19 protein-coding genes and 3 pseudogenes are annotated in these 19,668 nt (G+C 71.2%); 9 read left to right on the top strand and 13 right to left on the bottom strand.

Going from position 1 to position 19,668, the window contains the following annotated elements; genetic code table 11:
- The first annotated feature begins 78 nt into the window (after positions 1 to 78).
- Positions 79 to 810, top strand: a complete 732-nt coding sequence (locus tag OG700_RS35225) for an HAD family hydrolase (protein ID WP_405620778.1) — start codon at positions 79 to 81, stop codon at positions 808 to 810.
- On the opposite strand, the gene OG700_RS35220 is transcribed toward OG700_RS35225, so the two are convergent.
- Both OG700_RS35220 and OG700_RS35215 read right to left on the bottom strand, forming a co-directional pair.
- Positions 755 to 2,101 carry a sensor histidine kinase gene (locus OG700_RS35220; RefSeq protein ID WP_405620776.1) on the bottom strand — a complete coding sequence of 449 codons (1,347 nt, stop codon included), beginning with the start codon at positions 2,099 to 2,101 and terminating at the stop codon, positions 755 to 757. The genes OG700_RS35225 and OG700_RS35220 overlap by 56 nt on opposite strands.
- Complete coding sequence (locus OG700_RS35215; protein ID WP_405620774.1) at positions 2,082 to 2,735, bottom strand: response regulator transcription factor; 654 nt, start codon at positions 2,733 to 2,735, stop codon at positions 2,082 to 2,084. The genes OG700_RS35220 and OG700_RS35215 overlap by 20 nt, the downstream gene beginning before the upstream one ends.
- 88 nt (positions 2,736 to 2,823) lie before the next feature.
- On the opposite strand from OG700_RS35215, the gene OG700_RS35210 reads away from it, so the two are divergent.
- From OG700_RS35210 to OG700_RS35195, 4 genes are read left to right on the top strand one after another with little or no spacing between them, the layout of a single operon-like run.
- Positions 2,824 to 3,375, top strand: coding sequence for a hypothetical protein (locus OG700_RS35210; protein ID WP_405620772.1), 552 nt, complete (start codon positions 2,824 to 2,826; stop codon positions 3,373 to 3,375).
- Entirely contained in the window at positions 3,372 to 4,700 is a 1,329-nt protein-coding gene (locus tag OG700_RS35205) for a peptidoglycan-binding protein (protein ID WP_405620770.1), read from the top strand. The genes OG700_RS35210 and OG700_RS35205 overlap by 4 nt, the downstream gene beginning before the upstream one ends.
- Positions 4,697 to 5,434, top strand: coding sequence for an ABC transporter ATP-binding protein (locus OG700_RS35200; protein ID WP_405620768.1), 738 nt, complete (start codon positions 4,697 to 4,699; stop codon positions 5,432 to 5,434). Before OG700_RS35205 ends, OG700_RS35200 begins: the two co-directional genes overlap by 4 nt.
- Positions 5,431 to 6,666 (top strand): ABC transporter permease, encoded by a 1,236-nt coding sequence (locus OG700_RS35195; protein ID WP_405620766.1) that lies wholly within the window; start codon positions 5,431 to 5,433, stop codon positions 6,664 to 6,666. The genes OG700_RS35200 and OG700_RS35195 overlap by 4 nt, the downstream gene beginning before the upstream one ends.
- 108 nt (positions 6,667 to 6,774) lie before the next feature.
- Here the strand turns inward: OG700_RS35195 and OG700_RS35190 are convergent, their stop codons facing one another.
- From OG700_RS35190 to OG700_RS35160, 7 genes are all read right to left on the bottom strand, one after another.
- Positions 6,775 to 7,254 (bottom strand): SRPBCC family protein, encoded by a 480-nt coding sequence (locus OG700_RS35190; protein WP_405620764.1) that lies wholly within the window; start codon positions 7,252 to 7,254, stop codon positions 6,775 to 6,777.
- A complete protein-coding gene (locus tag OG700_RS35185) occupies positions 7,251 to 7,619 on the bottom strand; it encodes an ArsR/SmtB family transcription factor (protein WP_405620762.1) in 369 nt (122 codons plus the stop codon). The genes OG700_RS35190 and OG700_RS35185 overlap by 4 nt, the downstream gene beginning before the upstream one ends.
- Before the next feature lie 51 nt (positions 7,620 to 7,670).
- Positions 7,671 to 8,147: a VOC family protein gene (locus OG700_RS35180; protein WP_405620760.1), complete on the bottom strand. Its 477-nt coding sequence runs from the start codon at positions 8,145 to 8,147 to the stop codon at positions 7,671 to 7,673.
- 120 nt (positions 8,148 to 8,267) lie between these two features.
- Positions 8,268 to 9,116: a carbohydrate ABC transporter permease gene (locus OG700_RS35175; RefSeq protein ID WP_405620758.1), complete on the bottom strand. Its 849-nt coding sequence runs from the start codon at positions 9,114 to 9,116 to the stop codon at positions 8,268 to 8,270.
- The gene (locus OG700_RS35170; RefSeq protein WP_405620756.1) at positions 9,113 to 9,988 is read right to left on the bottom strand and encodes a carbohydrate ABC transporter permease; all 876 of its coding nucleotides are present in this window, start codon (positions 9,986 to 9,988) and stop codon (positions 9,113 to 9,115) included. The genes OG700_RS35175 and OG700_RS35170 overlap by 4 nt, the downstream gene beginning before the upstream one ends.
- Positions 9,978 to 11,333, bottom strand: coding sequence for an extracellular solute-binding protein (locus OG700_RS35165; protein WP_405620754.1), 1,356 nt, complete (start codon positions 11,331 to 11,333; stop codon positions 9,978 to 9,980). Before OG700_RS35165 ends, OG700_RS35170 begins: the two co-directional genes overlap by 11 nt.
- Positions 11,334 to 11,479: 146 nt before the next feature.
- Positions 11,480 to 11,899, bottom strand: a complete 420-nt coding sequence (locus OG700_RS35160) for a molybdopterin-binding protein (RefSeq protein ID WP_405620752.1) — start codon at positions 11,897 to 11,899, stop codon at positions 11,480 to 11,482.
- A 139-nt stretch (positions 11,900 to 12,038) separates the two neighbouring features.
- On the opposite strand from OG700_RS35160, the pseudogene OG700_RS35155 reads away from it, so the two are divergent.
- Positions 12,039 to 12,666, top strand: a pseudogene (locus OG700_RS35155) (Dyp-type peroxidase); the annotation flags it as partial.
- Positions 12,661 to 13,149, top strand: a pseudogene (locus OG700_RS35150) (FTR1 family protein); the annotation flags it as partial. The pseudogenes OG700_RS35155 and OG700_RS35150, both read left to right, overlap by 6 nt.
- Here OG700_RS35150 and OG700_RS35145 read toward each other — a convergent pair.
- The 3 genes and pseudogenes from OG700_RS35145 to OG700_RS35135 form a co-directional block, all read right to left on the bottom strand.
- Positions 13,083 to 13,505 (bottom strand): cold-shock protein, encoded by a 423-nt coding sequence (locus OG700_RS35145; RefSeq protein ID WP_405620750.1) that lies wholly within the window; start codon positions 13,503 to 13,505, stop codon positions 13,083 to 13,085. The pseudogene OG700_RS35150 and the gene OG700_RS35145 sit on opposite strands and share 67 nt — an antisense overlap.
- Before the next feature lie 144 nt (positions 13,506 to 13,649).
- Positions 13,650 to 14,191 (bottom strand): annotated as a pseudogene (locus OG700_RS35140) (dihydroxy-acid dehydratase); the annotation flags it as partial.
- Positions 14,192 to 14,712: 521 nt separating this feature from the next.
- Positions 14,713 to 15,288, bottom strand: coding sequence for a TerD family protein (locus OG700_RS35135; RefSeq protein ID WP_405620748.1), 576 nt, complete (start codon positions 15,286 to 15,288; stop codon positions 14,713 to 14,715).
- 274 nt (positions 15,289 to 15,562) lie between these two features.
- Here OG700_RS35135 and OG700_RS35130 point away from each other — a divergent pair, with 274 nt between their 5' ends.
- Together OG700_RS35130 and OG700_RS35125 are read left to right on the top strand one after the other, a co-directional pair.
- Complete coding sequence (locus OG700_RS35130) at positions 15,563 to 16,021, top strand: ATP-binding protein (protein WP_405620746.1); 459 nt, start codon at positions 15,563 to 15,565, stop codon at positions 16,019 to 16,021.
- 136 nt (positions 16,022 to 16,157) lie between these two features.
- Positions 16,158 to 17,654, top strand: coding sequence for a phosphoesterase (locus tag OG700_RS35125; RefSeq protein ID WP_405620744.1), 1,497 nt, complete (start codon positions 16,158 to 16,160; stop codon positions 17,652 to 17,654).
- Positions 17,655 to 17,719: 65 nt separating this feature from the next.
- On the opposite strand, the gene OG700_RS35120 is transcribed toward OG700_RS35125, so the two are convergent.
- Complete coding sequence (locus OG700_RS35120; protein WP_405620742.1) at positions 17,720 to 19,633, bottom strand: helix-turn-helix domain-containing protein; 1,914 nt, start codon at positions 19,631 to 19,633, stop codon at positions 17,720 to 17,722.
- Positions 19,634 to 19,668 lie beyond the last annotated feature (35 nt).

Raw genomic sequence — 19,668 nt, 5'->3', positions numbered from 1 at the left:
TGGCGGGTCCCGTACGGCACTTGGCGGCGACGCGGGCCGCCCCGGCGGCAACGGGCGGGGCTTGGCATGCTGGAACCCATGAGCACCACGCGCACCGACTCCGACTCCGCCCTCTCCTCCACCACCGCCCCCTCCGTCATCTTCGATCTCGACGGCACCCTCGTGGACAGCGAGCCGAACTACTACGAGGCCGGCCGGCGGCTGCTCGCCCAGCACGGTGTGCCCGACTTCAGCTGGGACCATCACACCCGGTACATCGGTATCAGCACCCGGGAGACGCTGGAGGCGCTGCGCGCGGAGTACGGGATCGGGGCGCCGGTCGATGAGCTGCTGGTCACGAAGGACCGTCTCTATCTGGAGCTGGCGCGCGCCTCGACGGAGGTCTTTTGGGAGATGCGGACGTTCGTGGAGACGCTGTACGCGCGGGAGGTGCCCATGGCGGTGGCCTCCGGCTCGTCCCGCGCCGCCATCGAGGCGGTGCTCGGCGGCACGGGGCTGGCCCCGTACTTCACCGTCGTCGTCTCGGCCGAGGAGGTCCCGCACGGCAAGCCCGAGCCCGATGTCTTCCTGGAGGCGGCGCGGCGCCTCGGCGCCGACCCGGCCGACTGCGTGGTACTGGAGGACGCGGCGCCGGGTGTGGCGGCGGCACGCGCGGCCGGTATGCGGTGCGTCGCCGTGCCGTATGTGCCGGGCACCGCCGACGATCCGGCGTTTCGCGGGGCGGAGCTGCTGTTCCCGCGCGGCCAGGGCGAGTTCACTGCGCGGGCGGCCTACGCCTGGCTGACCGGGACGGAGCCGGGGGCGCGGTAGCCGCCGCTCGGGGTGCGCGGGCTCCGGACCGGCCCCGCGCGGGGAACGCCACCGCGATGTCCAGCCCGCCCTCCGGTCCCGGTACGGCCGTCACTTGCGCGCCGTGCGCGGTGGCGACCGCCGCGACGATGGACAGACCGAGGCCGAGACCGTCCGGGCCGCCCAGCCGGGACTCGTAGCGCTGGAAGGGCTGGAAGAGCGTGTCGATCCGGTCGGGCGGGATGGCCGGCCCGCTGTTGACGACTCGGAGCACCGGTCGCCCGCCCTCCGTGCCCGTGAACACCCGTATCCACGCCCCGGTGTCGGCACGGGCGCCGGCGCTCGCGTCGACGTTGTGGCGCAGCGCGTTGTCGACGAGGTTGGTGACCAGGCGTTCCACCAGGCGTGGATCGCCCGATGTCCAGGCCGGTGCGAGGGATCGCTCGATCCGTACCACCGCGGCCCGCTCGGGGCTCGCGACGCGCAGCGCGTCGGCGACGACGGGCGCGAGATCGGTCGGCCGGCGCCGCTCCAGGCCACGTTGGCTGCGGGCCAGCGTGAGCAGCGCCTCGATGAGACGTTCCTGCTGCTCCCCCGCCGCCAGCACCCGCTCGCACACGGTGCGCAGCGACCGCGCGTCCGCCGCCGGGTTGGACAACGCGACCTCGATCAGGGCGCGTTGGAGGGTGAGTGGGGTCCGCAGCTCGTGCGAGGCGTTGGCGACGAAGCGCTTCTGCGCGTCGAAGGCGCTGTCGAGGCGGGCGAGCAGACTGTCGAACGTGTCGCCGAGATCCTTGAGTTCGTCGGCGGGGCCGGTGACGGCGAGCCGTTCGTGCAGATTGCGTTCGGAGATACGGCGGGCCTTGTCGGTCATGGTCCGCACCGGGCGCAGTACGCGGCCGGCGGTGATCCAGCCGAGTACGACGGAGACTGCGGACATCAGGGCGAGGGCGACGCCGGACTGGACGAGCAACTGGTGCAGTGTCGCGTCCCGTTGGCCGTTGGCGTGGGCCTTGGCGGCGTTGCGCGTCGCCTCACTGTCTTTGGGGAGGAGCTCGCCTTCCGGGCCGGTGCCGACGAGGAAGAGGCGGGGCCTGCTGCCGTTGGCGACGAGGAAGTACGTGATGGCGAGGAGCGCGGCCCCCGAGACGAGGAAGAGCGCGCCGTAGAGGAGGGTGAGGCGGAGCCGGGCCGTCCACCGGATGCGGCGGAACGGCCGACGCGGGCACGGGACTCGGAGCCGACGAGGGGTGCGCGGGACTGGGCGCGGGCGCCGTGCTCGGCGCTCCCGTTCAGATGCGGTAGCCGGCATGCGGCACCGTTTCGATCACCGGCGGTTCGCCCAGCTTGCGGCGGAGTCTGCTGACCGTGACCTTGACCGTGTTGGTGAAGGGGTCCGCCGCCTGGTCCCACGCGCGTTCCAGGAGCTGTTCGGCGGAGACGGCGCCGCCCTGGGCCGCCAACAGCAGTTCGAGTACGGCGAGTTCCTTGGGCGACAGTTCGAGCCGGCGTCCGCCGCGCCGCGCGATGCGCCGGGCCGAGTCCAGCGAGAGATCGCCGTGGGTGAGGACGGGTGGTACGGCCGGCTGGGCGCGGCGTGCCAACGCCCGTACCCGCGCGATGAGTTCGGCGAAGGCGAACGGCTTCGGCAGATAGTCGTCGGCACCGATACCGAGGCCGTCGACCCGGTCCTCGATGGTGGCCGACGCGGTCAGCATCAGTACGCGGGAGCGGCCACCGCCCGCCACCAGGGCACGGCACACGTCGTCGCCGTGCAGGCCGGGCAGGTCGCGGTCGAGCACGACGACGTCGTACTCGTACACCGCCGTCATGTCGAGCGCCTGCGGGCCGTCGTAAGCGAGATCGACGGCCATGCCGTCCTGCCGCAGGCCGGCGCCCACGGTCTCGGCCAGTTCCCGGTGGTCCTCCACTATCAGTACGCGCATGTCACACAGCATGCAGGAGCAGGGGTTACGGCGACATAACAGCGTGCGTTCCCGCCCTGTAACCACCGGGTCGGTAGATGTTGTCGCCATGACCCAGTCGTACAGGCGCACCAGCGCGCGCATCCTTTCCCTCGTCCCGCTCCTGCTCGCCGGAGTGCTCCTCACGGGCTGCTCCGACGACGGTTCGTCCTCGGCCGACAGCGGCTCCGGGCCGGACGCCTCCCCCACCAGCACCGAGGAGCGGTCTCTGGCGTACGCCGAGTGCATGCGGGAGAACGGGGTGACGAAGTTCCCCGATCCCAGCGAGGGCGGCGGTATCAAGCTCGATCCCAGCAGCGGCGTGGACCCGGAGTCCGCGGAGTTCAAGAAGGCGCAGGAAGCCTGCGTGGATCTGTCCCCGCAGGGCCTGGGCGGCAAAGGCGGCACGCTCGACTCCGCCAAGGTCGCCGCGTGGGCGACGTGCATACGGGACAACGGCGTACCCGATTTCGCCGACCCGAAGATCAACGGCGGTTCCATGGAGATCACCATGGGCTCGGGGATGGACCCGGACGACGCCGCTTTCAAGAAGGCGCAGGACGCGTGCCGCGACAAGTTCCCCGGCGGCGGCGTCATGATGAAGAAGGGCTCCGGCTCGTGACCTCCCAGCAACCGGCCGACGGCACGCCGCCCGAAGCCTCCACCGACGGCACGCCGCCCGAAGCCTCCGCCGATGGCCCGCCCCAGGCCCCGGCGGACCCCGACCCCGCCACCGGCATCTCCTCGGGCGCCTCCACGCGGGAGCGCGGTGGCCCCCGGCGCCGCCCGTTGCGTGCCTCGCTCATCACCTTGGCCGCCCTGACGGTGGTCGCCGCCGGTGGCATCGGCGCGACGGGCGTACTGGGCGGCGACGGCGGCGAGTCCGCCGAGGCCGCCCCCTCCACGCCCGCGAAGTCGGCGACGGTGGACAGGACCACGCTCACCCGCAGCGAGACCGTGGACGGTGTGCTCGGATTCGGGGAGGCGGCGACCGTACAGGCGCCGGCCTCCGGTGGAGACTCCGGAAGTCAGGGGTCGACGGCCGCCGGCGCCGACAGCGGCACGGGCTCCGACAGCGGTTCCGGCACGGACTCCGACACGGGCTCCGGCACCCTGACCTGGCTGCCGGACGTGGGCGACGAGATCAAGCGCGGCGAGACCGTCTACAGCTCCGACGAACAGAAGTCGGTGCTGCTGTACGGCTCCACCCCGCTCTACCGCACGCTCGACGTCGGCGCGGAGGGCCGGGACGTCCTGATGCTGGAGCGCAACCTCGCCGCGCTCGGCCACACCGGCTTCACGGTGGACGAGGAGTACACCGAAACGACCGCCGACGCCGTACGGGCCTGGCAGGACGACGTGGGCCGGGAGGAGACCGGCGAGGTGACAGCCGACGACGCGGTGGTGGCACCCGGCGCCCGGCGCGTCGCCGAGGTCAAGGCCGCCCGGGGCGGCGCCCTCACCGGGGACATCCTCACCTGGACCGTCACCGGACGGGTGGTCACCGTCGATCTGGAGGTGCGGCTGGAAGGTCTGGTCAAGGACGGTACGAAGGCCAACGTCACGCTCCCCGACGGAACCATCGTCGCGGCGAAGGTGACGGACATCGGGACCGCGGCCACCGCGGCGGCGTCCGACAGCGGCGAGGACCCGAGCGCCGAGGACGCCACCCTGCCGGTCGAGCTGGGCGTCAAGGAGCAGAAGAAGCTGGGGCGTTACCAGGCGGCGCCGGTCGATGTGACGCTGACCGCGGAGAGCCGCACGGACGTGCTCGCCGTGCCCGTCAACGCGCTGACGGCTCGTCAGGGCGGCGGGTACGCCGTGCAGGTGATCACCGGCGACGCCGTCGAGAACCGCCCCGTGGAACTGGGCCTGTTCGCCGACGGCATGGTCGAGATCTCCGGCGCGGGCATCACCGAGGGGCTGCGCGTGGGGGTGCCCGGGTGAGGCGGACTCCGACCCGGCCCGTCGTCGAGCTGACCGGTGTCTCCAAGACGTACGGAGAGGTCGCCGCGCTCGCCGACGCCGATCTGACCATCATGAGCGGGGAGTTGCTGGGCATCGTCGGCCCGTCCGGCTCAGGCAAGTCCACCCTGCTGAACATCGTGGGCACACTGGCCCGCCCGACGGCGGGCACGGTGCGTATCGACGGGCACGCCGTGCAGGAGCTGTCCGACCGCGAACTGTCGGCGCTGCGCGCCCAGTCCATCGGATTCGTCTTCCAGTCCTTCCATCTCGCCCCCGGCGTACCGGCGTTGGACTCCGTCGCCGACGGCCTTCTCTACAGCGGCCGTTCGCGCGGGGAGCGGCGCGCGCTGGCCGAACGCGCCCTGCGCCGGGTCGGTCTCGGGCACCGGCTGTACAACGAGCCGCACCAGCTGTCCGGTGGGGAGAAGCAGCGGGTGGCGATCGCCCGCGCGGTGCTGGGGGATCCGCCGCTACTGCTCGCGGACGAGCCGACGGGCGCGCTGGACTCGACGTCCGGGGCGGTGGTGATGGAGCTGCTGCACGAGTTGCACCAGGCCGGTACGACGGTCGTGGTCATCACCCACGACCGGGACATCGCCGCCGCGCTGCCGCGTGCGGTACGGCTCAAGGACGGCCTGATCACGCCCGATCCGGCCGGGTACGGAGCGGCGGCGGACGTGACCGCTCCGGCACAGCGGGAGGTCGGCGTATGAGTACGGCCACGGCGTCACCGCCACGCCCCGCGCCACCGGCCCGCCCGCGTCCCGCCCGGCTCGGCCCCGCCGATGTCGTACGGGTCGGCGGCTCGGGCCTGCGCACGCGCCCGATGCGGGTGTTCCTCTCCGCGCTCGGCATCGCCATCGGTATCGCGGCGATGATCGGCGTCGTGGGGATCTCCACCTCCAGCCAGGAGGAGCTGAACCGGCGGATGGCGCTGCTCGGCACGAATCTGCTCACCGTCACACCGGGCCAGTCGTTCGGCGGTGATCAGGCGTCGCTGCCCGACGAGGCGGTGGAGATGATCGCGGCGACGGACGGGGTGGAATCGGTTTCGGCCGTCGGCCGGACCGAGGCCGGTGTCTACCGGACCGATCACATCCCGGAGGAACAGACCGGCGGGCTCGGCGTGTTCGCCGCCCGTATCGATCTGACGAGGACGGTACGGCTGGACGTCGTCGACGGCCGCTGGCTCAACGCGGCCAACGACCGGTATCCGTCGACGGTGCTCGGCGCGAAGGCGGCCCGGCAGCTCGGCGTCCTGGAGGCGGGCCCGGGGTCGAAGGTCTGGCTGGGCGACCAGTGGTTCACCGTCGTGGGACTGCTGGCTCCGAACGAGCTGGCACCGGAGCTGGACGCCGCCGCGCTCGTCGGCTGGCCGGCGGCCGAGGACGTCCTCGGATTCGACGGCCATCCGACGACCGTCTACACACGGGCGGAGGAGGCGGCGGTCGGCGACGTACAGGGCGTGCTGGGCGCCACGGCCAATCCGCGCAGTCCCAACGAGGTGGAGGTCTCCCGGCCGTCCGACGCGCTGGCGGCGAAGCTGGCGACGGACGACGCGCTCTCGGGTCTCCTGCTGGGTCTGGGCGCGGTGGCGCTGCTGGTCGGCGGCGTCGGGGTGGCCAACACCATGGTGATCTCCGTGCTGGAGCGCAGGGCGGAGATCGGGCTGCGGCGGTCGCTGGGGGCGACGCGGGGACAGATCCGTACGCAGTTCCTGTGCGAATCGCTGCTGCTGTCCGCGCTGGGCGGGGTCGGCGGTGTGTTGCTCGGCATCGGTGTCACGACCGGATACGCGGGGTACCAGGGCTGGCCCACGGTGGTACCGCTGTGGGCGATGGCCGGCGGGGTCGCGGCGACGCTGCTGATCGGGGGCCTGGCGGGCTTCTATCCCGCCGTACGCGCCGCCCGCCTGCCCCCGACGGAGGCGCTGGCGGCGGCCTGAACCACGGCGAACGGGGGGATCGATCGCCGGACGGACCGCGGGCGCGGTCCGTCCGGCGATCGGTGACAAGGCCGGGTCGCCGGATCACGGGGGCATCGAGTCACGGGGTCACCGCGTCGGCGCGCCCGTACGGGTCAGATACTCGCCCAGCGCGCCGAGCCAGGCGCCGGTGCCCTGCTCGCGCCACTCCGGCTTCTCCTGGCCGTCGAGGAAGCTGCCCTGCTCGGTGAGGACCAGCCGGGTGCCCTCCCCGTCCGGCTCGAACTCCACGGTGGTCAGCGAGGCGGTCATCAGGGTCTCCCCCGCGTGCAGGGTGGAGCCGTACACGACCCGCACGTCCGCGACGATGTCGTGGTAGACGGACTCGAACGTCATGAGCGTGCCGTCCGGCTGCCTGCCCCGGTTGATCTCCCGGCCGCCGACCCGGAAGTCCAGCTCGTGCGCGGGCTCCGGGCCCGCGAACCAACTGGCCTTCGCGGCGGGGTCGGACCAGGCGGCGAACACGCGGGCCGGCGATGCGGCATAGGCGCGCTCGATGGTGAACGTGGCGTGGGTGACGGTGTGGTCGGTCGAGGTGTGGTCGGTCATGACGTGCTCCCTTGCTCCGCTGCGGGTCCTCGCTCTGCCGGCTCCTGCTCCGACAGGCGGTCGCCGAGCCGGTCCAGGCGGTGCTCCCATTCGGTGCGCTGCCGCCCGGTCCACTCCTCGGCCATCCGTAGCCCGTCCGGCTCGATATGGCAGGTGCGGACCCGGCCGGTCTTCTCGGACCGGACCAGCCCGCACGCTTCGAGCACCTGGAGGTGCTGCATCACGGCGGGCAGCGACATCTCCAGGGGCCGGGCGAGTTGACTGACGGAGAGTGGGCCGCGGATCAGCCGCTCGACCAGCTCCCGCCGGGTCCGGTCCGCCAGCGCGTGGAACACCGCGTCCAACGAGCCTTCATAGTTAGGCATGTCTTTAACCATGCCAGCCGGACCCTCAACAGTCAAGGAGCTACTTAAGCATTAGGCGGTCCCGTCGGCCGCGGCGGTCAGCGCGGCGACATCGATCTTCTTCATGCCGAGCATGGCCTTCATCGCCCGCTGGCCGCCCTCCTGGTCCGGGCCGTTCAGCAGCTCGGCCATCCCGCCGGGCGCGACCTGCCAGGACAGTCCGTACTTGTCCTTCAGCCAGCCGCACGGACCCTCTTCGCCGCCCTCGGTGAGCTTGTCCCAGTAGTAGTCGATCTCTTCCTGGTCGGCGCACTCGATCAGGAACGAGATGGCCTCGTCGAAGGTGAACTGCGGGCCGCCGTTGATCCCGATGTAGGTCTGGCCGTCCAGCTCGTACTCCACGGTCAGCACCGTGCCGGCCGGCCCGGGACCGGCCTCGCCGTAGTGGGTGATGGCCGTGATCCGGGAGTTCGGGAAGATCCCGACGTAGAACTCGGCGGCCTGCTCGGCCTGGGTGTCGAACCAGAGATTGGGGGTGGTCTTCGGCATCGCTGTCTCCTGGTGTCGTTGCCGTCTTCTGTCCCTCCCTTCCGACTGTCGCACCGCCCGGAACTCATCGCAGAAGCAGAGCGGAGAGGAAGCGGACGGGGACGGGGACGGGGACGGGAATCAGCCCTTCATCGCTCCCTGGAGCAGCCCGGTCACGAAGCTGCGCTGGAAGAGCAGATAGACGACCATGATCGGCAGCATCACGATGACCGTGCCGGCCGCCAGCGTCGGTACGTCGGTGTTGTTCTGGCCCACGAAGAAGCCCAGACCCGCCGGGGCCGTACGCATGGTGGCGTCCTGGATCAGCACCAGGACCAGCAGGAACTGGTTCCAGGACCACATGAAGACCAGGACCCCGAGGGTCATCAGCGACGGGCGGGCCAGGGGCAGCAGCACCCGGAGCAGGATCGTGGCGGACGAGGCCCCGTCGATACGCGCCGCCTCCACGAGGGACGGTGGCGTGGCGCGGAAATGGGTCCGCATCCAGAACACCCCGAACGGCATGAACAGCGCGATCTCCACCAGGATGACGCCGAGGTAGGTGTTGGTCAGCCCCACCGCCCGCAGGTCGAAGTAGAGCGGCACCACGATCAGTTCGACCGGGATGGTGAGGCCGGCGACGAAGAACGCCGCGACCGCGTTTCCGCCCGGCAGCTTCATCGTGCCCAGCGCGTACCCCGCCAGGCTCGCGAGGATCAGCGACGCGGGTACGACTCCGACCGCGATGACCAGGCTGGAGCGGATCAGATCCGAGAAGCCGGCCACCGTCCAGGCCTGCCGGTAGTTGGCGAAGCTCCACCGCTCGGGCCACGCCAGTCCGGTGACCGCCTCGCCGGCGGGCCGCAGCGAGGCGAGGAAGACGCTCAGGAAGGGGACGACGACGGCGATCGCCATGACGGTCAGGAGCGCGTAGCCGGACCAGCGCTCCGCGCGTGAGGCCGTGGTGGCGCCCGTGGCGGGGGTTTTCATGGCTCGGACCTCGACAGACGGTTGACGACATAGACGAGCCCGAGAATCAGACAGCTCAGCACCACACCCAGCGCCGACGCGAGCCCCACGTCGCCGTCCGAGAAGGCCAGCCGGTAGACGAGCAGTCCGGGTACGGTCGTCTGCTCGCCGGGGCCTCCGTTGGTCGTGACGTACACGATGTCGAAGCTGGCGAGCGCGGCCACCATCGTCACGGTCAGCGCGATGGCCAGCTCACCGCGCAGCTGCGGCAGCGTGACGGACACGAACTCCCGTACCGGGCCCGCGCCGTCGAGCCGCGCCGCCTCGTGGAGGCTGGGGTCGACCTTCTGCACTCCGCTGAGGAAGAGCATCATGCACAGCCCGCTCAGCACCCAGGTACCGACGAGCCCCACGGCGATCAGCGCGGTGTCGAAGTCGCCGAGCCACGCGCGGGTGACACCGTCGAGCCCGATCGCGCGCAGGGTCTCGTTCACCAGGCCGTCGTCCCCGTACAGCCAGCGCCAGGTCACGCCGACGGCGACGAGCGGCACGACCAGCGGAAGCATGAACAGGAAGCGGTAGACCCCCATCCCCGGCCGCCGGTGCCGGGACAGCAGGGCGGTCATCAGCAGGCCGATCAGGAGGGGGAGGAAGGAGAAGAAGACCACCAGCGTTAGGGCGTTGACCACGGACCTCAGCAGCACCGGGTTCCGGAAGACCTCGCGGTAGTTGTCGAGCCCCACCCAGCTGCCGAGGGTGATGCCGTCCCAGTCGAACAGCGACAGATAGGCGGTGTGGAGCGCGGGAAGCACCGCGAAGACCACATAGACGGCGAGGGCGGGCAGTACGTAGAGGTAGCCGCGCGCCGCGCCGCGCCGGCGGCTACCTCGCACGGTGCTCCGCCCAGACGTCCTGGATCTCGCGCAGAAACCGGTCCGGTCCCGTGCGGCCGGCGATGAGCCTCTGTACGCCGGAGCGGAGCCGGTCGAGCATGGACGGCGCGGTGAAGTCGGGGAACTGGTTGGTGCCGTCGTCGGCGACCACTTTCCGGTGTGCGGCGGCTACTTCGCCCAGTACGCCCGTCTGTTCGGGCACGGCGTCGGGGTCCGGTGGGAGGAATCCGTTGGCCGCGACGATCGCGGCGGCCTCGGGCGAGGCCATGAAGTCGAGGAAGGCACCGGCCGCTTCCGGGTGCCGGGTGCGTGAGGAGATGGAGTAGGCGACGCTGAAGCCCGACGCCACGGACCGGGCGGACTCCTGGAGACCGGGCATGGGGAAGAAGCCGACGTTCTCGCCCATGGCGTCGACCAGTTGGCCGGCGGCCCAGTTCCCGTTGACCAGGAAGACGCTGTCGTCGCGGGTGAAGCGGGCGGTGGAGTCGACCTGCGCGGTGCCGTTGGCGGATGGGTCGAAGTAGCCCTTGCCGGCCCACTCGGCCACCAACTCCGCCGCTTTCAGGGCTCCTTCGGTCTCGATCGTGGCTCCCTCGCGGCCGTCCACCCAGGCCCGGTACTCCTCGGGCGGCATCATCACATTGACGAGGGCGGCCCACAGATGCAGACCGCCGGAGTCGAGCGCGCCGATGCTCAGTGGCGTCGCACCGGCCCGCTTCGCCGCCGCCAGTTGGCCCTCGAACTCCTTGAGCGTGCGCGGCGGACCGCTGATACCCGCCGCCGCGGCCAGCTTCCTGTTGTAGTAGAGCCCGGTCATGGACAGCCCGACGGGCACGCCGTACAGCGGCCGGTCATCTGACGCGTCGCCACCTCCGCCCGCGGTGAGCTGATTCAGGTTCGCCGCGGGGAATTCCTTCCGCCAGCCGTACGCCTCGCGGTAGGGCGCCAGGTCGAGGATGTCGCCGCGGCGCGCGAGGGCGTCCGTCCCGACGGCGTACTGCGCGAGGTCGGGCGCCGTGTCGGAGGTCATCGCGAGCTTGAGGCTCTTCACGTAGTCCGCGAACTGGGTGTACTCCGGGCGTACGTCGATGCGCGGGTGCTTCTTCTCGAAGGCGGCGGCGAGCGCGTCGACCATCACCGGCGCGTCCGCGAACGTGAGGCGGAGCGTGATGTCCTCGTCGGGTACGGCCGTGGCGGAGGGCACGGCCCTCGGCCGGCCGGTGTTCGCGTCGTAACCACTGCCCGGGGTGAGGGCACCACAGGCGGCGAGCAGAACGGACAAGGCCAGGACGGAGAGAGTGGCGCCGACGCGTCGATGCGCCGTGCCCCGTTCGGTGACCGCCATGGATACCTCTCCGGTGGGGGGCGAGGAGGTAGGACTGCCCGGCCACGCCTGCCCTCAATCGCGGACGGGCTCCCTGTGCGGCCCGTCCGGCGACCGAGGACGGACCGGCGGCCACCGGACGGAACCGGTGGACCTCGGACAGTGGCTCATACCGTGGCAAGCGCGATCTCCGTCGACTTGATCAGCGCGGTGACGCCGGTTCCGGGGGTGAGCCCCAGCTCCTCCACGGCTTCCCGGGTGATCACGGCGGTCAGCTCGGCGCCGTCCACGGCCACCTTGACGTTCGCCAGGGCGGCGCCGAGCACGATCTCGACGAGTGTGCCGGTGAGGCGGTTGCGGATGCTCAGCCCCTCGACCGGACCGGTGGCCAGGGAGACCTCGGTCGCCTTGGCCAGCACGTGTACCGCCGAGCCCACCTCGATGCCCAGTTCCTGAACGCCTTCCAGGGTGACGGCGGCGGTGACGTCCTGCCCGCCCGAGAGGTGGACCCCGACCGTCGCCATGACCTCGTCGGGAGTAATGGCCGTGACGGTGCCGGGGATCTGGTTGCGGATGCTCAGCTTCATGTGCGGTTCGGCCTCTCGCTGGTGGGGGCGTCGAGCGGACAGGGGTCAGGCCATTCAAAAGGATCGACAAAGGCAACTGACCCATTGACTCGGGTATCTTGCGATTTGCTCTGATTTCTGGCGAGTAAGGCTCGGCTAAGTTAGGCTCGCGCAGCACGGCTTCGGCAAGACCTCGTCGACCAAGCCCGAGGCGCGGACCCCGCGCAATCTCTTCGGCTTCAAGGGCGGCACCCGCAACGTCGCGGGCACCGACACAGCCGCGCTCGACCGGCATGTGCGGGTGTCCGCCAAGGCGGGACCCGCCTGGCTGGCCGGCGGCTCCTGTCTCGTGATCCGCCGGATCGCCATGCGGATCGAGTCCTGGGACCGTACCTCCCTGAGGGAGCGGGAGGACGTCTCCGGCCGGGACAAGGGCGAGGGCGCGGCGGTCGGCAAGGCCGAGGAGCACGACGAACCGTTCTTCAAGTCGATGCTGCCGACGTCACACGTCCGCCTCGCGCACCCCGGCTCAAACGGCGGGGCGCGGATGCTGCGGCGCGGCTACTCCTACACGGACGGTACGGACGGACTCGGCCGGCTCGACGCGGGACTGTTCTTCCTCGCGTACCAGCACGACGTGCGGGAGGCGTTCATCCCCGTACAGCGGAGTCTGTCGCGGGCCGACGCGCTCAACGAGTACATCCAGCACGTGGGTTCGGCGGTCTTCGCCGTGCCGCCGGGCGTCCGGGCGTCCGGACGCCCGGGACAGGGACGACTGGTGGGGGCGGGAGGGGCTGGAGACGGCGCGGTTCGTCTGGGCGTCGGTGCGGGCCGGCGGCGAGAGCAGGTCGGGGCCGCTGATCGGCGCACTGCTGGGGATCGTGGCGGCGGGCGTCCTCGCGTACGGCGTCCGCGACCTTCAGGAGGCGCGCTTCGTCGGCGGCCTGCGGAGCAAGGCGTTCGATGTCACCGGCGCGGTCCCGCCGGACAGTTGGTACGGCACGCTGCTGAAGGGCGTCTTCAACTTCCAGCCCGATCCGACCGTCGTCCAGGTGACGGTGTGGGCGCTGTGTCTCATCCCGACGATGATCTTCTTCCTCGCGCCGCGGCGCGAGGAAGGCAGGGCACGGGAAGGCGGCCCGCCCCGGCGACGCCGTCGAAGGCGTAGCCGGGTGGTGGGCGGTTCCCCGCCCACCACCTCCGCTCAGGATTCGAGCCAGCCGTGCGAGCGCGCCAGCTCGATCACCGACGTACGCACCCGCTTGATCTGATCACCGCTCAGGGTCCCGTCGGCCTGGAGCAGCGCCTCGGTCAGCTCGTTCCGCAGCTCCACCGGGGACAGCACGTCCGAGTAGTCGCCGTGCGGATCCACCTCCCCTTGTCCCTGTCCCGCGCCCGGCGCACCCCGGTGCGACGCCGGCGCGTGCACCAGCCTGATCTGTGACGCCTTGGGACCCTTGTCCCCCATCTCCAGGAAGTACTCGACCTCGCTGCCCGCCTTGTACTGGTACTTCTCATCCACCAGATCGTTGGCGTGCATGAACACGTCCTCGTCCCCCTCACTGGGGACGATGAACCCGTATCCGCGAACCTCGTCGAACCTCAGCACTCGACCTACGTGCAACACAGCCCCTACCTCCACTGCCTACCGCTACCTCGGCCACCTCTGCGGGGATCCACACCGGCCCCCCCGAGCAACCTCTCATATCCGCCCGCCCGCGAGAATCCGTTACCGGCAGATCAGCGCGATTCGGGGGCGCGGCGGGCACCGTCAGTGCGACTCACGCGACACTTCGTGGCCGCTCGACCCGACGAGGAAGTCGAGATCGGCGCCGGTGTCCGCCTGCGTGACATGGTCGACATAGCGACGTTCCCACCCGCGTGCCGGTGCGGCGAACGCCCCGGTCATCTCCTTCGCGGGGCGCCGCAGTTCGAGTTCCGCCGCCGTTGTGTCGACGTCGAGGCGGCGCCCCGCGCCGTCCAGCGCGATCCAGTCCCCCGTGCGTACGAGCCCCAGCGGGGCCGCCCGCCGCGGCCTCGGGTGCGACATGCGGCACGACCGTGCCGTACGCCGTGCCGTACGCCGTGCCGCTCATCCGGCCGTCGCAGATCCGCACCATGTCGCGCACCCCCCCGCTCCAGCAGCTTGGTCGGCAGCGGCAGGTTCGCCACCTCGGGCATGCCGGGGTAGCCCTTGGGGCCGCGGCCCCGGAGCACGAGCACCGATGTCGCGTCGACGTCGAGATCCGGGTCGTCGATACGGGCGTGCATGTCCGCGACGCTGTCGAAGACGACCGCCCGGCCCCGGTGGTTGGCGGGCGTACGGCCCGAGGGAGCGGGACCGGGACCCAAGATCCAGGTCGATCCCCAGCTGTGAGCGGGGCGGACCGCTGTGCGGGCCGGTGTCAGGCCAGTTCGATACGGACCGGTGGCGGCCCCGCGGACCGGCGGGCACGGTGTCGGCCCGGCGCCCCGTCCACGGTCACGGTCACGGCGGCGACGCGGGCGCAGCCCACCGGGTTCGAACCGACCGCCGACCGCCGCCGCGTGCCCCCACACGCCGACCTTCATCGGCCACACGATCACGTTGTGGCGGCCCGGCCGCGCGTCGTCGAAGCCGGGTGCGGTGGTGGTCACCAGGCGCGCTCGCACGGAGTGGAGGTCCGCGGCGTCTTGGCGGGGTGTCAACGAGGAGGGAGATCAGGGGTGTTCAAGCCGGGCGGCGGCGGATCTGTGGTCGGCCGCCGCCGTCCCGCTCGTGCTTGTTCCTACTTCTCCACACGCTTCTTCACTTGCTTCTTCACCTGCTTCTTCACTTGTCCTGGCGCTCGTTCTCAGATGTTGACGCCGAAGTCGGCGGCGATCCCGGCCAGTCCGGAGGCGTACCCCTGGCCGACGGCACGGAACTTCCACTCCGCGCCGTGCCGGTACAGCTCGCCGAAGACCATCGCGGTCTCCGTCGAGGCGTCCTCCGTGAGGTCGTAGCGCGCGAGTTCGGCGCCACCGGCCTGGTTCACCACGCGGATGAAGGCGTTACGGACCTGGCCGAAGCTCTGTCCACGCGATCCGGCCTCGTGGATGGAGACCGGGAACACGATCTTGTCGACGTCTGCGGGCACACCGGCGAGGTTGACCTTCAGCGACTCGTCGTCGCCGTCCCCCTCGCCGGTGAGGTTGTCACCGGTGTGCTCGACCGAACCGTCCGGGCTCTTCAGGTTGTTGTAGAAGATGAAGTGCTGGTCGGAGAGCACCCGGCCGGCGCTGTTCACCAGCAGCGCGCTCGCGTCGAGGTCGAAGTCCGCACCGGTGGTGCTGCGCGCGTCCCAGCCGAGGCCGACGAGCACGGCGGTCAGGCCGGGAGCCTCCTTGCTCAGCGAAACATTGCCACCCTTGCCCAGGGAAACTCCCACGATCTCCTCCTGCTGTTCGTGACTGAAAAGTGGATCAGAATCTATAACACCGGGGAACCAACGGTCCGGGTATCGACCAGGCTCGTACGGTTCGGCGCGACCCGGGATTCGGGGCGGGGTTCGGGGCGGGGCGCGAGGGACGGATGGGACGTCTCCGAGCGGCGCTCGTGGAATTCCGGCCACCGATGGGACTGGAGTGGCTGAAGCGGGGAAGGCGGTGACGTGGACGCAAGGACCCGCGCCGACGGGCCGCCACGGGGAACGGATCGCACTCATGGACCAGCGGGTGGAAGAGACCGAGGACCGCTGCCCGGGCACGGGCCGGGTGCTGAGGCGTGGCGCAGTGTTCGACGGGGAGTCGGGGATGATCGGCGAGGCGCGCCGCTTCGCGGCCGACTTCCTCGGGGGCGTACGGACCGACCGGGACCGGACGGTGCCGCCCCGCGTGATCGGCACGGCGCAGCTGGTCGTCAGCGAGCTGGTGACCAACGCGTGCAAGTACGCGCCCGGCCCGTGCCTCCTTGATCTGGTCTTCGACGGGGACACGGTGGAGATCACCGTGTGGGACACCGATTCCACCCTGCCGGTGCCGTGCGCCGCCGAGCCCGGCCGCATCGGGCAGCACGGGTTGGAGATCGTCATGGCACTGTGCGAGGGATACGACGTCCGCCGGGAGCCCGTGGGCAAGCGCATCAAGGTCCGTATCCCGGCCGGGGACGACGACGGGGCGTAGCCCCCGCGTTCGACGTCGCGGGCGGCGTTCGTTGTTCTCGACGGGCCTGGTCTGCGTTCACTCCGCGTTCGGTTCGCCCTCCGAGACTCTGCGGTTGGCACCCCCCGCGCCGGAAGTTGAACGAAAGGCTCCAACCGTGAAGGACAAGAACACCGAAGACCCCGAGCGCTCGGCACTCTCCCGGCGTCGGCTCGTCAAGTTCGCGGTCGTCATCGTCCTCGTCGCCGAAGGCGGCGCCGGCGCCGCCTTCGGCGACGAGGACGATGACGACCGCCGAAAGTCCGGTGGCTCCGGCGACTCCGGCAGACGCGCCTGGCGCGCCGGCGACCACCACGTGCACTCGGAGTACAGCGGCTCGTTCGACACCTCGAAGAACCCGCCCGTGTTCAAGAAGGGCGGCGACGCCGTCTACCCGATCGTGATTAACGCGATCATGGCGAAGAACTTCGGCCTGAGCTGGGCGATGTGCACCGACCACGGCGGTCCGACGCACTCGAAGGTGAATCTGGAGCAGGCCTACCCCGACCTGCTGCGCTCGCGTGTGCTCGTCCCCGAGGTGCTTCAGTTCTGGGGCATGGAGTTCGACGCCCCGGCGCTCGACCACCACACGCTGATGATCCCGCACCACACCGACGAGGTGCGGCAACTGTTCGAGCTGGAGCAGCGCTTCGCCAAGCTCGACCCCTTCCCCGCCGACCCCGGCCGTGACACCGAGGCCAAGATGGTGGAGTTCCTGAAGGCGGCGAAGAACATGCGCCGCAAACCGCTGGTGATCGCCCACCACGCCTCGCGCTCCGCGACCGGCCTCGGCGTCTACGGTCAGGACACGCCGCGCGAGTTCCGCGACGGCAACGACGCCGCGCCCGACATCTATGTCGGCTTCGAGGGCGCTCCTGGCCACCAGGCGGGGCCGTTGAACGGCGGTGCCCGCGGCGGGTACGGCAACTACCCGACACACGGCGGCTTCGACCAGATGACCGCGCGGGTCGGCGGCCTGTGGGACGCGCTGCTCGGCGAGGGCCGGCGCTGGTGGATCACCGCGACGTCCGACTCGCACGTGCACTGGACGCGCGGCGGCTCCGACTTCTGGCCGGGCGAGTACAGCAAGACGCATGTGCTGGCGCGGCAGGACTACGGCGACATCATGGACGGTCTGCGCAACGGCCGGATCTGGGTCGGCACCGGCGACCTCATCAAGACCCTGGACGTCACAGCGGAGAACAACGGCAGGACGGCGGCCGTCGGCGAGACGGTCACGGTCACCAACCGGGGCCGTACGGATGTCGAGATCGAGATCAGGTTCCGCCCGCTGGACGGCGAGAACGCCAACGGCGACCGTCCCGAGGTGCGTCGCGTCGACCTGATCGTCGGCAGGATCACCGGCAGGAGCGGCGACCGCGACTCCGACACCAACCCCACCACGAAGGTGGTGGCGCGGTTCGGCAGGCGCGACTGGCGCAAGCAGGGCAACGAGTACGTCGTCAAGCACACCCTGCGCGATGTGGACGGCGACCTGTACGCCCGCGTCCGCGGCACCGGCACGGACGAGGCCGAGCCGCTCGCGGACGGTCTCGAAAGCCCGTGGGACGACCTGTGGTTCTACTCCAACCCGGTCTTCGTCAAGGTCCGTTAGGGCGGCGACCGGAAGCCTCGACCGCCGGACGGGCGGATGCCGGCCCGTCCGCCGGTCGGTGCCGGCTACGACAGACCCGGGCTCCGCGTCAACCCGTGCAGCCGCAGGGCCAGTTGGATCTCCAGCGTGCGGGCCGGGGAGTTCCAGTCCTGGCCGAGGAGCCGACCGACCCGTTCGAGGCGCTGCACGACCGTGTTCACATGGACGTGCAGCGCCGTCTTGGTCCGGGTGAGGCTCGCACCCTCGGCGAAGTACGCGTCGAGCGTCCCCACGAGGTCGGTGCCGCGCTCGGCGTCGTAGTCCAGTACGGCCCCGAGCGTGGCGCGTACGTAACCGCCGAGGTCCGCCCGGTCGCCGAGGAGTACGCCCACGAAGCCGAGGTCGTCGGTGGCGCCGCCGTGTCCGGTGTGGCCCAGGACGCGCAGGGCCGACAGGCAGCGGCACGCCTCGGTGTGGGCGGTGGGCAGTTCGGCGGGACCGGCGGCCGGTCCCGCGGCGCCGACGGTGACCGGGGAGCCGACGGCCTGGCCGAGTTCGGCGGCGAGCTTGCGCGCGCTCGGGCCTGGGGTGTCGGTGGGCGCGACGAGCACCACGTGTCCCTGGTGGAGGCCGGCCAGGCCGTTGCCGGCCTGGGCGTGTCTGGCGGCCACGGCCAGCAGTCGGTGGCGGTCCGCCGTCTCGCAGTCCGCGACGAACACGCAGTGTCTGCGGGCCAGGTCGACGCCCAGCCGCCGGGCTCGCGCGAACAGGGCGTCCGGATCGCCGGAGCGGGAGAGCAGGTCGCCCAGCAGTTCGCCGCGTACCCGGTCCTCCGCCTCGGCGACCGAACGGCGCAGCAGCAGGAGCAACGCCGTGACGACTCCGGCGCGTTCGAACAGCAGCCGGTCGACGTCCGCGAGGTCGGGACGCCCGGTGAGGGCGATACTGCCGAGGAGTTCCGGGCCGGCGAGGACGGCGCAGACCCAGGTGCCGTCCAGGGGGACCGCCCGGCCGCTCGCCCTGGACGCGGCGACCGCCGGGGTGAGCGGAGGCAGTGATTCGGTACGGGCGCGGGCGAGTTCGGCGCCGTCCGCGTCGTGGATGAGGATCCCGCCGTCGAGGATGTCGGCGATGGCCGCGGCCACGTCGTCGGCCCCGCCGCCCCGCAGCACGAGGTCGGTGAGCTGGTCGTGCGCCTCCTCGGCGCGGCGCATCTGACCGCTGTGCGTTCTGATCGTCTCCGAGGCCGAGTTGAGGTCGACCAGCGCGGCCCGCGTCTCCTCCAGCAGCCGCGCGCCGTCGATGGCGATGGCGGCGTGGTCGGCCAGCGAGGAGAGCAGGGCGACCTCTTCGGCGGCGAACTCGCGGGGCGCGCGGTCGGCCGCGTACAGCACTCCGATGATCCGGGCGCCGACGCGCAGCGGCACGCCGAGGATCGCGCGCAGGCCCTCGTCGAGTACGGCGCTGTCGATGGTGGTGGTGTGGTGGAAGCGGGTGTCACGCTGGTAGTCGCCGGTGGCGTACGGGCGGGCGGTCTGCGCGACGAGTCCGCCCAGGCCCTCGCCCATCCCGAGCCGTACCTGCTGGAACGTGGCGGCCACGCAGCCGTCGGTGACCCGCATGTAGGTGTCGCCGGCGAGTTCGTCGTTGAGGGACAGATAGGTGACGTCCGTGCCGAGCAGCAACTTGGCCCGGTGGACGATGGCGCGCAGCACGGCGTCCAGATCCCGCAGTGCGGCCAGGTCGCTCGCGGTGTCGAAGAGCGCGGTGAGCTGTGCCTCGCGGCGCCGGTGCTGGCTGAGGGTGCGCCTGATGCGCAGGGCGACGTCGGTGGCGTCGTTGATCGCGGCCAGTTCGCCGCCCCGCACGCCGGCCTCGCGGGCGTCGGCGGCGGGGCGGGAGAACTCCTCCGTGGGCGCGCCCCGCGCCAGCAGGTCGAGGAGCCGGCACAGGGCGGCCACGGAGTGCCGGGTGCCTGGAGCTGTCACGTCGGCGAGCATACGGTGATCACCTCCAGGTGGGCATGGGTGCGACG

It is taken from the genome of Streptomyces sp. NBC_01508 (assembly GCF_045040315.1).
In the GTDB taxonomy this organism is placed as follows: Bacteria; Actinomycetota; Actinomycetes; order Streptomycetales; family Streptomycetaceae; genus Streptomyces.
The sequence above is the reverse complement of the archived record's forward strand: the minus strand, read 5'-3'. Positions and strand labels throughout refer to the sequence as shown.

Bases quoted from the DNA above. Each gene is read 5' to 3' on its own strand.
- OG700_RS35190 (WP_405620764.1), bottom strand. From the start codon at position 7,254: ATGACCGACCACACCTCGACCGACCACACCGTCACCCACGCCACGTTC.
- OG700_RS35220 (WP_405620776.1), bottom strand. From the start codon at position 2,101: ATGCCGGCTACCGCATCTGAACGGGAGCGCCGAGCACGGCGCCCGCGC.
- OG700_RS35215 (WP_405620774.1), bottom strand. From the start codon at position 2,735: ATGCGCGTACTGATAGTGGAGGACCACCGGGAACTGGCCGAGACCGTG.
- OG700_RS35225 (WP_405620778.1), top strand. From the start codon at position 79: ATGAGCACCACGCGCACCGACTCCGACTCCGCCCTCTCCTCCACCACC.
- OG700_RS35210 (WP_405620772.1), top strand. From the start codon at position 2,824: ATGACCCAGTCGTACAGGCGCACCAGCGCGCGCATCCTTTCCCTCGTC.
- OG700_RS35185 (WP_405620762.1), bottom strand. From the start codon at position 7,619: ATGCCTAACTATGAAGGCTCGTTGGACGCGGTGTTCCACGCGCTGGCG.
- OG700_RS35120 (WP_405620742.1), bottom strand. From the start codon at position 19,633: ATGCTCGCCGACGTGACAGCTCCAGGCACCCGGCACTCCGTGGCCGCC.
- OG700_RS35165 (WP_405620754.1), bottom strand. From the start codon at position 11,333: ATGGCGGTCACCGAACGGGGCACGGCGCATCGACGCGTCGGCGCCACT.
- OG700_RS35175 (WP_405620758.1), bottom strand. From the start codon at position 9,116: ATGAAAACCCCCGCCACGGGCGCCACCACGGCCTCACGCGCGGAGCGC.
- OG700_RS35195 (WP_405620766.1), top strand. From the start codon at position 5,431: ATGAGTACGGCCACGGCGTCACCGCCACGCCCCGCGCCACCGGCCCGC.
- OG700_RS35160 (WP_405620752.1), bottom strand. From the start codon at position 11,899: ATGAAGCTGAGCATCCGCAACCAGATCCCCGGCACCGTCACGGCCATT.
- OG700_RS35180 (WP_405620760.1), bottom strand. From the start codon at position 8,147: ATGCCGAAGACCACCCCCAATCTCTGGTTCGACACCCAGGCCGAGCAG.
- OG700_RS35130 (WP_405620746.1), top strand. From the start codon at position 15,563: ATGGACCAGCGGGTGGAAGAGACCGAGGACCGCTGCCCGGGCACGGGC.